Here is a 15,167-nt window from a genome sequence, read left to right on the forward strand (position 1 = left end):
GCTTATTCGGGCAGGTCGCTGGCGGGCATTCTCGCGCCTCGCCGTGTTCTGAACCGGCTTTCAAAGGCCACCAGCAAACAGCTCGCGATGATGATGACCGCGCCAATCCAGAGCGCGGGCCCGGGCCACTCATCGAAGAAGACGAGCCCCAGCAGGGCGCTCCATACAAGCGATGTATATTCTAGCGGCGCAAGCAACTGCGCCTCGGCCTGCGCATAGGCAAGCGTCATCAGATACCAGACCGAATAACCGAGAATGCCGAGCAGCAGGAAAAACGGAATATACCAGAGGGCCGGCCAGCCGAAGAGGCCGAGCGTAATGGGCAGAAGCGCAATGGCGGGGACCGCATTGGTGAACAGGGCAATCGTCGTTGCGTCTTCATGGCGTGCGCGCAGACGAAGGAAAACCAGCACGAAGGCATAGCCAATCGTGGAGCTGAAGAGGGCGATATAGCCATAAAGCCGCTGGTCTTCTCCGCCGCCACCGTCGGAGTTGGAGCCGAAGACGGCGAGGGCAACACCGGCAAAGCCGAGTATGGCGGCAAGCACGGCGACAGGGCTGAGGCGTTCTCCGATAACCAGGCGCGCCACGGGCGCAACCAGAAGCGCGGCGGTAAAGCCGAGCGCTGTCGCCTCGGCGAGCTTGAGCTGGGTGAGGGCGTAAAAGAAAGTCACGGCGCAGAACAGCTGAAGCAGCCCGCGCATCGTATGAAAACGGATCGCCTCCGTGGAGGGGCGTGGACGCTTCTTTGCAAGGAAGACAGCGCCAGCAATGATCGCCCCAAAGAGGAAGCGCCAGGCCAGCAAATGGTGTAGACCAGCGCCCGGCGCCACGCCTTTGACCAGCGCATCGATACACGTCCCCATCGCGATGGCGACGGTGGCGATGAGAACCGGCATGGCAAGGAGGCGTGACATCAGCATGGGCGCGGGGTTTAACGCGCGCGCCTGCCGGCAGCCAGCTTTTCTTTAGAGCAGGCGTCTATTCAGCGGCCTTGGCGGCACCAAGGCTCTCGCGAACCTCAGCGGCAATCTCATAGGAGCGCATACGGGCCTTCTCATCGAAGATATGCGCGGAGAGGATGAGTTCGTCCGCGCCGGTCTCTGCAATGAAACTGTCCAGTTTCTTCGATACGGTCTGCGGTGAACCCACAGCAGAGCAGGAGAGCATCGTGTCCAGCATCGCGCGTTCATGCGGCTGGATCTGTTCATCGAAGCTGGGGTCCGGGGCGGCAAGCTGCGTCGGTTTCCCGCGGCGCATGTTCACAAAGGTGCGGCGCAGGGAAGAGGCGAGCCGGTCTGCTTCCTCATCCGTCTCGGCGGCAATCATGTTGAAGCCCAGCATCACATAGGGCTCTTTCAGCTGTTCGGAGGGCTGGAAGGTCTCACGATAGATGGAGATGGCCTGCATCATCTGCTGGGGCGCAAAATGCGAGGCGAAGGCGTAGGGCAGGCCGAGATGGGCGGCGAGCTGCGCGCCGAAAGTCGAGGAGCCGAGGATCCACAGCGGAATATTCGTATTGCCACCGGGCACGGCCTGCACGCGCTGGCCGGGCTGAACGGGGCCGAGGAAGGCCTGAAGTTCCATCACTTCGCGCGGGAAACGGTCTTCTCCGCCAACCATGGTCCGGCGCAGCGCCTGCGAGACCAGCTGGTCGCCGCCGGGTGCGCGGCCCAGGCCAAGATCGATCCGTCCGGGATACATCGCCTCAAGCGTGCCGAACTGTTCGGCGACCATGATCGGCGCGTGATTGGGCAGCATGATGCCGCCCGCGCCGAGGCGGATATTCTCTGTGTCCTGTCCTGCATGGGCGATCATTACGGCGGTTGCAGCGCTCGCGATGCCCGGCATGTTGTGGTGTTCTGCCAGCCAGTAGCGTTTGTAGCCAAGGCGGTCGGCATGGGTTGCCAGGCGCTTTGAGCGGGCCAGCGCATCCTGCGGATTGCTGCCTTCAACGATCGGGGCGAGGTCGAGCACGGAAAACGGTATCATGCCCAGGATGTATGGAGCGGCGGGACGCTTCTCAATAGGTGAGGGGCGCGGGCAGGTCCGGAAGACCCGCGCCGGGCTTTAGGCGGCCGTGCGGATCCGCGGTTCGCAGCGCACGCAGTTGCGCCCGTTTTTCTTTGCCTCATAGAGCAGCCTGTCGGCCTTTTCTATGCAGTCCTGAAGGCCCATCTCGGGGTGCAGCTGCGCGACGCCGAAGCTTGCGGTGACGCGTGCGGACTGGCCGTTGAAGGTCAGGTCCGAGCCTGCGATCCGCTTGCGCAGCCGTTCGCAGACGCCGCTGGCCTGTTCCAGGGTGACATTGCTGAGGAGGATGATGAATTCTTCCCCGCCCCAGCGGCCCAGCCGGTCGAACGGTCCACGCAGGGCGCCATGGCTGATATTGGCGATGGAGGTGAGTACGCGGTCGCCAAAGGCGTGACCATGCGTATCGTTGACCTGTTTGAAATGATCGAGGTCGAAAAGAACGAGGCAGACGCCGCTATCGGTCCTGCGCATCCTTTCCAGTTCCTCCTCGGCAAGGCTCTTGAAAGCGCGCCGGTTGAGGAGCCCGGTGAGGGGGTCTGTGGACGCCATGGCTTCGAGCGTCGTCTGGTAGCGGTCTACCCGATACTGGTTCTGCGCAGCCAAGGCCGCCATGGGGCTGGCGACACAGGCAGCGATAACCACGGTGGTGAGCATGAAGTCGTCCTGGCCTGCCGGTACACCGAAGAATTGTGTGATCGCGACCGCGAAGAGAACCGCCAGGGAAAGCGCTGCGGCGATCACGAACCCGAAGAAGATCAGGGCTCGCGAGACGGCGCCGTTGTCGGCCTGAAGGAGACGATAGCTCTGCGACATGAGCGCGGTCTAGCTCATGGATGCGAACATTGCCGTAAGCCGATCTTTTAAATTTTATCTATCCGGAAAAAGGATAGGTTTTTCCCGGCAGAGGGGTCATGAAACTGAGCTCATGCCCGTCCGGATCGCGCATATGGAAATATCGCTCCATCCACGGGGCGTCACGCGGCGCAAATTCCGGGGCGTGGCCGGCTTTGATGCAGATTTCATGGAAGGCATCCACGTCGGTGACATGGAAGATGGCCCGGCCCCAGAAATGTGCGCCATCGCCGCTTTCTGTGGTCAGGTTCAGCGCGGTCGGTCCGGCCCAGAGGGTCGCAAAGCTCTCGTCATCCGCCCGGAAGTCCAGCCGGAAGCCGAGGCTCTCATAGAAGGAAATCGCCCGCGCCATATCGCGTGTGGCCAAGGTCAGCGCACTGATCCCGCGATGCAGCGCGGTTGGGGAAGGCTGATCGGACACGGGGCGCCTTACAGGCCGCGCCGGTCCGGAAAGCCAAAGCCGCGCGCACGTTCGCATGCCCAGCTATCGCCGGTTTCGCAAGCGCGCTGGATATAGTCCTTGCCTTCATCCCGCTTCATCATGCCGCCCTGGCCGCGATAGAGCATGGAGCCATAGGCCGCGCAGCCGGTCTGGTTGCCAAGGTCGCAGGCGCGCTCATAGAGGCGGCGGGCATATTCGTAATCCTGATTGCCGTCATTGCCCTTGAAGCTGACATGCGCCTGTTCAAGACAGCTGTCGGCATCGCGCCCGTCAAAGCAGGCTTCGTCATAGAGGGCCTTGGACCGCTCATAATCCTGCCCGTCCAGCAGGCCGCGGCGATAGATATGCGCCAGCTTGCGGCAATTGCGCGCCCAGACCTCGGTCTGGCGGCTCTTGTCCTCGCAGGCGGCGCTGTAGCGCTCTTCTGCATCGTCATACCAGCCATTCTTCATCGCCCGGTCGGCATAGAGTTCGTCGGCATCCGGCTTGGCAACGCGGTCGGCGCCGAACTGGGCAGATGCAGCGGGTGCAAGCGCGCTTGCCGCAATCGTGAAAAGACTGGCTAGGAGAAATGTCGGTTTCGTCATGATAGGCCTCGCCTCCACATCTTGTTCAGGCACATTATAACACGCCACAATTGTGGCGGTTTCCTGTCCGCTCCTGAAAGCGCGATCTGTTCAGCCATCATGACGCAGGCCTTCAGCTTACCGGTTTTTCATTGTCTGGAGAGGCGCGAGGGCGTATTCGGAGAGGAACTGGCCAATCGGGCCGAAGACGACAAAGAGGGGCCAGATCCCATGCGAATTCTGACTGGATTGAGCGCGCTTGTCCTGTTAAGCGCCTGCGCAACACAAGCTGACAGGGACCTGCCGGACGTTGAGGCACCGCCGCCGCCCATGGTCTCTGGCGAGCGTGTCGATGCGGCGCGTCTCAATGCCGCGATTACCAGTCCGGAGCGTCCGGACACTGATGTCGAGCGCGATGAACTTCGCCAGCCAGCCGCCGTGATGGAGTTCATGGCGCTGCAGCCGGGCGATACTGTGCTGGAGCTCGAAGCGGGCGGCGGGTATTTCACGGAAATCCTCTCGCGCTATCTCACCGCTGAGACGACACTCTATATGCAGAACCCGGCGGCCTTTGACGGCTTTCTCGGGGATGCGGCCGAAATGCGAATGGAGAGCCTGGAGAATGTCGAATATGTCCGCTCCGACTTCGACAATATTCCGCTCCCCGATGAGAGCGTCGACGCGGCCACCTGGATTCAGGGCCCGCACGAACTCTGGTACACGCCGGAGAACGGGGAACCGCTGGTGTCGAACCCCGATGACTCCTTTCCGGAAATCTACCGCGTCCTGAAGCCGGGCGGCACGTTTATTGTGCTCGACCATACGGCCCCTGAAGGTGCGCCGGCTACCACTGGCGGGGACACTCATCGCATCGACCCGCAGATTGTCCGCGACCTTGGCCGCGAGGCCGGCTTCGTGCTCGTGTCGGAAAGCGATATCCTCGACAATCCGGGCGACGATCTCAATGCCAGCGTCTTCGATGAGGCTGTGCGCGGACGCACCGACCAGTTCCTGATGAAGTTCGAAAAGCCCGCCGGCGCACCGCAGTAAGCGGGCGTGCACCGGGCTGTGCGGCACGCTTGACCGTCTTTAAGGCGTGGGGGAGAGGGACAGCGGTGATGACGACGACCTCTGACCACATTCCTGCCGCGCGTTCGCGCAAGGCGCTCTGGCTGGGCGTCGCGCTTGGTGCGGCGGTCATTACCCTCTTCCTGCTTGGCAAGACAGGCGTCCTCGGCTCGCTTGAGGCTTTCATTGCCCACATGCAGGACATGGCCGATACGCCCTGGGCGCTGCCGGCGGTCATCGCCCTCTTTACCGGCGCCGCTTTTGTCGGCCTGCCGCAATTCGGCCTGATCGGGGCGGCCGTTGTGGCCTTCGGGCCAGTCAATGGCGCGCTCTATTCCTGGGTTGCCACAATGGTCTCCGGGACGATCACCTTCTGGCTGGGGAGGTTTAGCGGCGAAGCGGCCGTCGCCCGTTTTTCAGGAAGGCGCACCGCGCGCTTTGCGGACTTCGTCAGCCGGAATGCCTTTGCCGCCAGCCTTATCGTGCGCAATGTGCCGACCGGGCCCTTCCTGATCGTGAACATGGCTTTCGGCGCATTGCGGGCGAACTATCTGGCCTTTCTGGGAGGGATGGCGATCGGCTCCCTGCCGAAAATCCTGCTCGTGACGTTTGCGGGCCAGAGCCTGATCTCTGCCATCACCGGCTCCCCGCTTCTCGCCCTTGGTCTGGCCGCGCTTGCGGCGCTGATTTTCGGCGGGCTGTGGCTATACGTCCATCATCGCCAGAAAACTGGCAAGATTATTTCGCCCATGGGCATAGGCTCGGTTGACACGGCAAGTGAAAAGCCGGAATAGGGCCACATGCGCAAGAAATTGCCTCTCAGCGGAATGACCGCCCTGCTACTTACCAGCCCCTGGCTGGTCGCCGCCGGACACTAATGGTCTGGCGCCTGGTCAGGGGATCGTATTCGCTCTTTCGCTGACACTTTTCCAGACTTCCAGGCGCGTCCATGACAACCGAAAAAGACCGTATTCTCATCTTCGACACGACGATGCGTGATGGCGAGCAATCGCCCGGCGCATCCATGACCCATAATGAAAAGCTTGAGCTTGCCGACCTGCTCGAGACGATGGGCGTCGACATCATTGAAGCCGGCTTCCCGGCATCTTCACAGGGCGACTTCGAGGCCGTGCGCGAGATTGCGCGCCGCTCCAAGTCTTCGGTGATCACCGGGCTTTCACGCTCGAAGCTTGAGGATATCGACCGGTGCGGCGAGGCTGTGCGTCACGCCGCCCGCCCGCGTATCCATACCTTCATCTCCACCAGCCCCGTCCATATGAAGCACAAGCTCCAGATGGGACCGAACGCCGTGCTTGAGGCGGTCGGGCGTTCGGTCGCCCATGCCCGCAACCTCGTCGATGATGTCGAATGGTCGGCAGAGGATGCGACGCGCACAGAGTTCGACTTTCTCTGCAAGTGTATCGACGCGGCCATCACATCGGGCGCCACCACGATAAACGTGCCCGACACGGTCGGCTATACCCATCCCGATGAATATGGCGCCCTGATCCGGTCGCTGCGCGAAGCCATTCCCGATTCCGACAAGGTGATCTGGTCCACCCACTGCCATAATGACCTTGGCCTTGCGGTCGCGAACTCCATCGCCGGCGCGCAGAACGGCGCGCGTCAGATCGAGTGCACCATCAATGGTCTTGGCGAACGTGCCGGAAATGCCGCGCTGGAAGAGATCGTCATGGCCTTCAAGGTGCGCGGCGATTCCCTGCCCTTCGAAACGGGCATCGACACCACACGCCTTGCCCGCGCCAGCCAGATGGTGAGCCGGATTACCGGTTTTCCGGTCCAGTATAACAAGGCCATCGTCGGCAAGAATGCCTTCGCGCATGAAAGCGGCATCCACCAGGATGGCATGCTGAAGAATACCGAGACCTATGAGATCATGAAGCCGGAAGATGTCGGCGTGTCCAAAAGCTCGCTCGTCATGGGCAAGCTGTCGGGCCGCAATGCCTTCCGCGACAAGATCAAGGCGCTTGGCTACGAACTCGATCCGGACTCCCTGAATGAGGCGTTCCGCCGCTTCAAGGATCTGGCCGACCGCAAGAAACATGTCTTTGACGATGACATCCTGGCGCTGGTCGACGATCAGCTTTCGGCTATGGGTGAACGGGTCGGCTTTGACAGCCTTCGGGTGATTGCCGGGTCAGTCGGCCCGCAAAAGGCAGACCTCTCCCTGCGCGTGGATGGCGAACTATTGGACGCCAGCTGCACGGGCAATGGCCCGGTAGATGCCGTCTTCAACGCCATCCGCACGATTGTGAAGCATGACGCCAAGCTGGACCTCTATCAGGTGCATGCGGTGACAGGCGGTACGGATGCGCAGGCCGAAGTCAGTGTCCGGCTGAATGGCGAAGGCATCATGGCCGTGGGCCGGGCCTCGGACCCCGACACGCTGGTCGCCAGCGCGAAAGCCTATATCCATGCCCTCAACAAGCTTGAGGCCAGACGGATGAAGCGCCTCGCGGCCTGACCCACTTTTTACGCATGCACTTACTGCCCGGGGACCTGCTGATCGGGTCGCCGGGCAGTAGGCGTTTGTAGGCATATCCATTCATGAACTGGAACTTGCGGTCAGCGCAGGCGCGACACACGCGATCTAACCCAGTGGCTGCACGGGCAGGCTGGCTCTGACGCCGATGATTTAGGCGCGCCAACCGGGAATTGAGCCGCTAAGCCCTGTTGCGCGGCATATAATATTGTACGTTCCGTTCCGTCTGTCGCCGGAGGGCGGTCATGAGTGAACCGGGGCAAAGACCCCGAAACTAACAAGATTTTATTGATGTACGATCCGTACCGTTTTCAAACAGTCTTATACTTGCTTTCGCGCGCGATAGGCGGCATGGGGGAAGTGGGCTGGCTAGAACAGATAATCTCGCATGGCGGCGCAAAGATCGCCGTGCACTCAGTAAGAAGCGACCTTGCTCATGATCGGTAGCCTTCTCGGCATGCTCTCCACAGATATGGCGATTGACCTCGGGACAGCGAACACGCTGGTCTATGTTAAGGGGCAGGGCATAAAGCTCGATGAGCCATCCGTTGTGGCCTATATGAACCAGGGCGGACGCAAGGTCGTCTATGCCGTGGGTAACCAGGCCAAGCAGATGTTGGGCAAGACCCCGCTCAACATGGAAGCCATCCGCCCGATGCGCGATGGTGTGATCGCCGACTTTGAAGTCGCCGAGGAGATGATCAAGCACTTCATCCGCAAAGTGCACAATCGCCGCGCCTTCGTTTCCCCGCTCATCATCATCTGCGTCCCAAGCTCCGCCACGAACGTTGAGCGCCGCGCCATTCACCAGTCGGCGCTGGCCGCCGGTGCGCGCGAGGTCCAGCTGATCGAAGAGCCGATGGCCGCCGCTATCGGTGCGGGCCTGCCGATTGAGGAGCCGGCCGGCTCCATGGTTGTGGATATCGGCGGGGGTACGACAGAAGTTGCCGTGCTGTCGCTGGGCGGTATCGTCTATTCGCGTTCGGTCCGCGTTGGCGGTGACAAGATGGACCACGCCATCATGTCCTATCTGCGCAAGAACCAGCAGATCATGATCGGCGAAATGTCGTCTGAGCGCATCAAGAAAGAAATCGCCTCGGCCAAGGCACCCGAAAGCGGCGATGGCCTGACCGTGACGGTCCGCGGCCGTGGCACGATTGACGGCGTGCCGAATGAGGTTGAGGTCAATGAGGCCATGATGGCCGAAGCCCTTGCCGATCCGGTCAATGAAATCGTGGATGCCATCCGTCTGGCGCTTGAAGCCATGGCGCCGGAGCTTGCCGCTGACATTGTCGACCGCGGCATCGTGCTGACGGGCGGCGGCGCGCTTCTGCGTAACCTCGACGTCGTGATCCGCGAGCAGGCCAAGCTGCCGGTCATGATCGCCGACGATCCGTTGAAATGTGTCGCGCAGGGCTGCGGCTATGTGCTGGAAAACCTCGTGCGCATGAAGAACGTTCTGTCGCCAGAGGTCTAGGGCCCGCCCGCGCGCGGCGCGGAAAGCACGACAGCACCGCTGAAAACCCAGTTGCACGCCTGCGCGCGTCACTTCAGGATTACAGCCTGTGGGGAGGCAATAAGGGACAGCTATGGCCCGTCTGCGCGGAAAACGTCTGAAGGCCCGGCCCGTACGCCGTTACGCCCTCATTGTGGCGCTCGTCGTGCTGTTTGCCATCCTCCTCGCCCAGACCTCACCGCGCCTCCAGGCGTGGATCGATCCGGCCCGGACGGTCGCTGCCGATCAGCTCGCCAGCTCTGCACGTCCCGGTCTCTGGGATCGTATCACCGGCAAGGCCGCGCGCGACGAACGTATCCGCGAACTGGAAGCCGAAGTGCGGGAGCTGACACGTTACCGCTCTGTCGCCATATCCATGGCCGCCCGGCTTGAAGCCTATGAGGACATGCTGAACATCATGGGCGAACCGCCCGTTCGGGGTGTCACCGCCCGCATCACCTCAGAGACAAACGGGCCTTTCCGGGAGGCGATCCTGGTCAATGCCGGCAGCCTGCAGGGGGTCGAGCAAGGATCCTATGCCGAGAATGAAGGCGGGCTGGTCGGCCGCGTCGTCCAGCTTGGCGAGCGGTCGTCCCGGGTGCTGCTGGTCACTGACTTCAATTCGCGCGTGCCGGTCATGGGCGAGGCGAGCGGCATGCGGGCCATCCTGTTCGGCGACCGCGACGATCTCGGCACGCTGACCGACCTTCCCGAACGGGGCAGCTTTATTCTTGGTGAGCGCGTGCTGACCTCCGGTGAGGGCGGCGTCTTTCCGCGCGGCATCGTTGTGGGTGAGGTGGTCGAGCGCGGCGGCGACCTGCGTGTGGAGTTCGGCATGACGCGCGGGCGCGGCGGGTTTGTCCGGCTGATGCCGAGCATGAAAATTCCCAAACCGGAAGCCTTCCCGCTTGAGGAAGATCCCGATGCGGCGGCCGGTGGCGACGGTGTGGAAGGCGATGGGGCTGAGGACGAAACAGCCGCTTCGGACAGCCAGACCGCAACGCCGGGAGGCGACTAGGCCATGGCGCGGCGCAGGCAGATCGAGAGATTGAACGGCATCGCGCGGATCTGGGCTGAGACCGGTCCGACGAGCCGCTTCCTGATTGGCACGCTCATCGTTGCGGCCATCGGTCTTGTCGGCCTCACCCCGAAAACGCTGTTCAACACAGAGCTGGTCTGGCCGTATGCCACTTTCGTTGCGGCTGTGGGATGGGGACGCAGCGGCCTTGGCCTTCGCCCGATGGCTGTCCTGATCCTGTTCGGTTTCGCCCAGGATGTCAGTGCTTACGCGCCGCTCGGCTGTTTCGGCTTTATCAATCTTGCGACGTTCGGGGCCAGTTCCGCCATCGCGCGCGCCTTTGACCGGGACCGCAATCCGCTGATCAGCACGATTGCGCCGGTGGTGCTCTATGCGGTCGCTTTCCTCCTCGTCTGGCTGTTTGCCAGCTTCAGCGGCAACCACCTGGTACAGCTCGCGCCACTGGTGAATGTCTTTGTCGTGACCTATATTCTTCATATCCTGATCGCACCCGTTTTCGACCTCGGACGCATGGTCGGCCCGCTCACGGGGAAACTGACATGAGCACAGAACTCGACTTCGAATCCCGCCTCAACCGCCGCACCATACTGACGGGCGCGGCTGGCGGCGTCATGTTTTCCGGCCTCGTCGCGCGGCTTGTCCAGCTGCAGCTTTTTGAGGGTGAGCGCTACAAGGAAATCGCCAATGAGAATGGCGTAAAACTGGATCTCGCCCCGCCGGTGCGCGGCGCCATCTTTGACCGTTTCGGTGTCCGTCTCGCCTCTCATCGTCAGGCGGGACGTATCTCCATCATCCGCGAACAGGCCCGAGACATGGAGGCGACGCTGGCGGAGATCGGCCGGCATATCGACCTGCCCATGGACGAGCGCCAGCGCGTGATGCAACAGGCCCGCACCCAGGCGGCCTTCCAGTCCACCATCGTCAAGAGCGAGCTCACCTATGAAGAGTTCGCCCGCATGACTTTGCTGGCCGCGGATATTCCGGGTGTCCATGCCGATATGGCGGCCACGCGCTCCTATCCGCGCGGGCGCGATTTTGCCCATGTGCTCGGCTATGTCGCCAAGGCCAGCAGTGACGACCTTGCCCGGCTGACGGAGAATGTCTCGCCGGAAGAGGCCGCGCTCCTGTCGCGTCTTTTCAAACATCCGGACATGAGAACCGGCCGTTCGGGCATCGAACGGGCAGCCGAAAGCTGGCTGCGCGGTCAGCCGGGTTTCCGCCGGCTCGAAACCAACGCCGCTGGCCGTGTCATCCGCGAGCTTGAAAGCGACGATCTGGCGCCAACGCCGGGCCGCGATATCGGTCTGACGGTGGACGCGGAGCTGCAGCGCGCCGCCATTGAGCGGTTCGGTGACGAGAGCGGGGCGGCCGTCGTCCTCGATATCGAGACGGGCGCTATCCTCGCCTTCGTCTCGACCCCTGCCTTCGACCCGAATGATTTCGTGAACGGCATCTCCTATGCCGACTATAATGCCTTGCGCGACAATGATCGCTCGCCGCTCTATCACAAGGCCTATGACGGCACCTATCCGCCCGGCTCTACCTTCAAGATGGTCGTTGCGACAGCGGCTCTGGAAGCGGGTATCGACCCCAATGAACGGGTTTATTGCAACCGCTACTACCGTTTCGGTAACCGCACCTGGCACTGCTGGAAACCCGGCGGCCATGGGGCGGTGGACATGCACTGGGCGATCAAGGGCTCCTGCGACGTCTATTTCTACGACATCGCCCGCCGTGTCGGTGTGGAGCATATCGCGGACGTTTCGCGCCGGTTCGGCTTCGGCCAGGTCTGGGACCTTGGCATGACGGGCGGTCGCGGGGGCACCGTCCCCGACGATGCCTGGAAGCGCAAGGCGCTGGGCGAGCCCTGGTATGAGGGCGAGACGCTCAATTACGGCATCGGCCAGGGCTATCTGTCGACAACCCCGCTTCAGCTCGCGCTCATGTCCGCGCGCATTGCCGCCAAGGGCCGCCTGATCGAGCCCTTCATCATTGGCGAGGGGCCACGCCCCGACAAGCCCATTCCGGATGCGGCCCCGCTCGATCCCGACCATATGCAGCGCATGATGGATGGCATGTATGGCGTGACCTCCGAAGCGGGCGGGACGGCCTGGAGGTCCGGCGACCTTGGCCTTGGCGGGCCGCGCCTTGCCGGCAAGACCGGCACCGCCCAGGTGCGCCGCATCAGCGAGGCAGAGCGCCGCTCCGGTGTCCTAAAGGGCGACGAGATCGACCGCCGCCTGCGCGACCATGCGCTTTTCGTCGCCTATGCGCCGGCCGACGACCCGAAATACGCTATTTCCGTAGTTGTGGAACACGGCGAGGGCGGCTCCAGCACGGCCGCTCCCGTGGCACGAGATATCCTCGCGACAGCCATTCGCCGCGACTCACGCGCTCCGGCCCGCTGGCAGCAGACCGCTTCGACCGGCGCCTCCGGCAGAAGCGGCGGCGGTAATCCTTGATGGCGCGGGCTGCGCGCGCCTCTGCTATCCGATTCGAAGACCGCACCTTTTCAAGCGTGCTGGGCGAGTTGCCGTGGGGCCTTGTCCTGATGCTGATCACTGTCGCGGCGATCGGCGTCGCGGCGCTTTATTCCTCGACCTTTACCAACCCGCCCGAGGCGGCTCTGCCAGCACGTCATGCCGTGCGCTTTGCGATTTCACTGGGCCTCATGTTTGTCATCGCCTTCATTCCCATCGGGATCTGGTTACGAGCGGCCTGGCCAGCCTATTTCGTGACGCTCGCCATGCTGCTCGGCGTGGAATTCTTCGGTGTCACGGGCGGCGGCGCGACGCGCTGGCTGCCGCTTGGCCCGATCAATGTGCAGCCCTCGGAGTTCATGAAGCTTGCCCTGACCCTCGCGCTGGCGCGCTATTACCACAATAACCTGACCTTCCAGTCCGGCCGCTTCTTCATCCACCTCCCCGCCCTTTTCATGATCCTTGTCCCGGCCGCGCTGATCTTCAAACAGCCGGACTTCGGGACCACGCTCGCCCTCATCGCATCGGGCGGCGTCCTGATCTTTCTCGCGGGGCTCTATTACCGCGTCATCATTGCCGTCGTTGTGGCGGGTATTGCCAGCGCCTGGCCGGTCTACATGTTCGTGCTGCAGGATTATCAGCGCGAGCGGGTGAACACCTTCCTCGCCCAGCTGACCGGGCAGAGCGTCAACGCGCTTGATGACGGTTACCAGATCGAGCAGGCAAAGATCGCCATCGGCTCCGGCGGCTGGCAGGGCAGGGGCTTCATGGAGGGCACGCAGGCTCAGCTCGACTATATTCCCGAACAGCATACGGACTTCATCCTTACGGTCATCGCAGAGGAGTTCGGCTTCCTTGGCGCGACCGGGCTGCTTCTGCTCTGGGCGGCGATTCTCGCCTGGGGGCTCTATATTGCCGGGCGTTCGACGAGCCTGTTCGGGCGGTTCGCGGCTGTGGGCTGTGTGGCCACGGTGGCGTTCTTCATCCTTTTCAACGTCGCCATGGTGCTCGGTCTGGTGCCTGTGGTGGGTGTCCCCTTGCCGCTTGTCTCATATGGCGGCACAGTCATGTTCACGACAATGGCTTGCTTCGGCATCCTTCTCTCCGTCCATATCGGACGCGACGACAGGCTCGCGACCCAAGGGGCAATTTAACCTCTACGCGGCGAGATGCGTTGACCTTTGTCCCACTAAAGCTAGTGTCCGCCGAAATTCATTTCACGAGGGGTGCGAAATATGGAAGTTGGCCGCAAGACTGAGACATGGGGGTCGAAATTCGGCTTCATCATGGCCGCCGTAGGTTCATCTGTCGGTCTCGGCAATTTCTGGCGCTTTCCCTATACCGCTGGCGAGAATGGCGGCGGGGCCTTCATCCTGATCTATCTGGTCTGTGTGGCCTTTGTTGGCCTGCCGCTTCTGATGGCGGAATACTCCATGGGCCGCAAATCGGGCATGTCGGCTATTGAGGGTGTGCAGTCGCTGGCACGCGCCGAATCGAAATCTCTCAACTGGGGCATCGTCGGCTGGGTCGGCACGCTGACCGCGACCTTCATCCTCAGCTTCTACATGGTCATCTCGGCCTGGCTGATGGCCTTCACCATTCAGGCGCTGGGCGGCAGCTTTGAAGGCATGGACGCAGCGAGATCTGCTGCGAACTTCAACAATACGATCGGTCAGGGCGAGCACCCGCTCGTCTCCAAATGGTATATGCTGCTCCTGCTCGCCATCTTTCTTGTCGCGAACATCTTCATTGTCGGGCGCGGCGTCAAAGGCGGGATTGAACGGGCGGCGACGGTCCTCATGCCCGCCTTCTTCGTCATGCTGGTCGTGGTGGTCGGCTTCGGCCTTGCCAATGGCGATGCCGCACGGGCGGCTTCCTTCCTGCTGACGCCGAAATGGAATGAAGTGGGCTTCAATACCTTCCTGGAAGCGATTGGGCAGGCCTTCTTCTCTATCGGCATCGGTGTCGGCCTGATGATCACCTATGGCGCCTATCTCTCACGCGAAACCAATATTCCACAATCTGCAGGCATCGTTGCGGGCTCCGATACGCTGGTCGCCCTTGTGGCGGGTTTCGCGATCTTCCCGGTCGTCTTCGCCGCCGGGCTCGACCCGGCTGGCGGCCCCAGCCTCTTCTTCATCTCGATGCCGGTCGCCTTCGGTGCCATTCCGGGCGGCGCCATCGTGGCCGTTGTCTTCTTCGGGCTCGCTCTCTTTGCCGCTTTCACCTCTTCCATCTCTCTTATGGAAGTGTCGGTCTCGTGGCTGGAAGAGCGTCAGGGCGTCACCCGGTTCGGCGCCGCGACCGGGATGGGCTTCATCCTTTTTGTCGTCGGCGCGGCCTATGTCTTCTCGCTGGAATATCTCGACTTTGTGGACTTCCTGACCGGCAATATCCTGCTGCCGCTGGGCGGTCTTCTGGCGGTTATCTTTGCCGGCTGGATTCTCTCGCGCGAGATGATGACAAGCGAGATCGGCGAAGGCTCGATCATGAATGTCTGGCGCTTCCTGATGCGCTGGCCGGTGCCAATCTTCCTGGCTTTCGTCCTGTTCTTCGGCTTCTTCGACAAGATCCAGCAGCAATACAATGTCCAGCTGCCAGGCTTCATGACGTCCCTCCTGGGCCCGAACAATGAGCTGCCCTCGCAGTAGGCACTCGCCAGCAGACAAAAAGAAAGGGCGCCTCATA

General features: G+C 62.2%; 14 protein-coding genes. 9 read left to right on the forward strand and 5 right to left on the reverse strand.

What is annotated here, in order from left to right; all coding sequences use genetic code 11:
- Positions 1 to 2: 2 nt before the first annotated feature.
- From ABNU55_RS01445 to ABNU55_RS01465, 5 genes are all read right to left on the reverse strand, one after another.
- Positions 3 to 917, reverse strand: coding sequence for a DMT family transporter (locus ABNU55_RS01445; RefSeq protein WP_348764197.1), 915 nt, complete (start codon positions 915 to 917; stop codon positions 3 to 5).
- Positions 918 to 981: 64 nt separating this feature from the next.
- Complete coding sequence (locus ABNU55_RS01450) at positions 982 to 1,992, reverse strand: LLM class flavin-dependent oxidoreductase (protein WP_290752777.1); 1,011 nt, start codon at positions 1,990 to 1,992, stop codon at positions 982 to 984.
- 78 nt (positions 1,993 to 2,070) lie between these two features.
- Positions 2,071 to 2,847, reverse strand: coding sequence for a GGDEF domain-containing protein (locus ABNU55_RS01455; RefSeq protein ID WP_290752779.1), 777 nt, complete (start codon positions 2,845 to 2,847; stop codon positions 2,071 to 2,073).
- A 58-nt stretch (positions 2,848 to 2,905) separates the two neighbouring features.
- Positions 2,906 to 3,307 carry a VOC family protein gene (locus tag ABNU55_RS01460; protein ID WP_290756767.1) on the reverse strand — a complete coding sequence of 134 codons (402 nt, stop codon included), beginning with the start codon at positions 3,305 to 3,307 and terminating at the stop codon, positions 2,906 to 2,908.
- Between the two features lie 8 nt (positions 3,308 to 3,315).
- Entirely contained in the window at positions 3,316 to 3,915 is a 600-nt protein-coding gene (locus ABNU55_RS01465; protein ID WP_290752784.1) for a hypothetical protein, read from the reverse strand.
- A 210-nt stretch (positions 3,916 to 4,125) separates the two neighbouring features.
- Between ABNU55_RS01465 and ABNU55_RS01470 the strand changes: the two genes are divergently transcribed.
- The 9 genes from ABNU55_RS01470 to ABNU55_RS01510 all read left to right on the forward strand — a co-directional run bounded on the left by ABNU55_RS01470 (position 4,126) and on the right by ABNU55_RS01510 (position 15,130).
- Positions 4,126 to 4,944, forward strand: a complete 819-nt coding sequence (locus ABNU55_RS01470) for a methyltransferase domain-containing protein (RefSeq protein WP_290752785.1) — start codon at positions 4,126 to 4,128, stop codon at positions 4,942 to 4,944.
- Positions 4,945 to 5,012: 68 nt separating this feature from the next.
- A complete protein-coding gene (locus ABNU55_RS01475; RefSeq protein ID WP_290752788.1) occupies positions 5,013 to 5,756 on the forward strand; it encodes a VTT domain-containing protein in 744 nt (247 codons plus the stop codon).
- Between the two features lie 155 nt (positions 5,757 to 5,911).
- Entirely contained in the window at positions 5,912 to 7,447 is a 1,536-nt protein-coding gene (locus ABNU55_RS01480; protein WP_290752791.1) for a 2-isopropylmalate synthase, read from the forward strand.
- Positions 7,448 to 7,901: 454 nt separating this feature from the next.
- Positions 7,902 to 8,942 carry a rod shape-determining protein gene (locus tag ABNU55_RS01485; protein ID WP_018149535.1) on the forward strand — a complete coding sequence of 347 codons (1,041 nt, stop codon included), beginning with the start codon at positions 7,902 to 7,904 and terminating at the stop codon, positions 8,940 to 8,942.
- A 112-nt stretch (positions 8,943 to 9,054) separates the two neighbouring features.
- On the forward strand, positions 9,055 to 9,978 hold the full coding sequence (gene mreC, locus ABNU55_RS01490; RefSeq protein WP_290752796.1) for a rod shape-determining protein MreC: 924 nt from the start codon (positions 9,055 to 9,057) through the stop codon (positions 9,976 to 9,978).
- 3 nt (positions 9,979 to 9,981) lie between these two features.
- On the forward strand, positions 9,982 to 10,542 hold the full coding sequence (locus ABNU55_RS01495; RefSeq protein ID WP_290752799.1) for a hypothetical protein: 561 nt from the start codon (positions 9,982 to 9,984) through the stop codon (positions 10,540 to 10,542).
- A complete protein-coding gene (gene mrdA, locus ABNU55_RS01500) occupies positions 10,539 to 12,461 on the forward strand; it encodes a penicillin-binding protein 2 (protein WP_348764198.1) in 1,923 nt (640 codons plus the stop codon). The genes ABNU55_RS01495 and mrdA overlap by 4 nt, the downstream gene beginning before the upstream one ends.
- Positions 12,461 to 13,633, forward strand: coding sequence for a rod shape-determining protein RodA (rodA, locus tag ABNU55_RS01505; protein WP_290755091.1), 1,173 nt, complete (start codon positions 12,461 to 12,463; stop codon positions 13,631 to 13,633). The genes mrdA and rodA overlap by 1 nt, the downstream gene beginning before the upstream one ends.
- An 81-nt stretch (positions 13,634 to 13,714) precedes the next feature.
- Entirely contained in the window at positions 13,715 to 15,130 is a 1,416-nt protein-coding gene (locus ABNU55_RS01510; protein ID WP_290755090.1) for a sodium-dependent transporter, read from the forward strand.
- The last annotated feature ends 37 nt before the right edge of the window (positions 15,131 to 15,167 follow it).

Source organism: uncultured Henriciella sp., assembly GCF_964005855.1.
Taxonomy (GTDB): domain Bacteria; phylum Pseudomonadota; class Alphaproteobacteria; order Caulobacterales; family Hyphomonadaceae; genus Henriciella.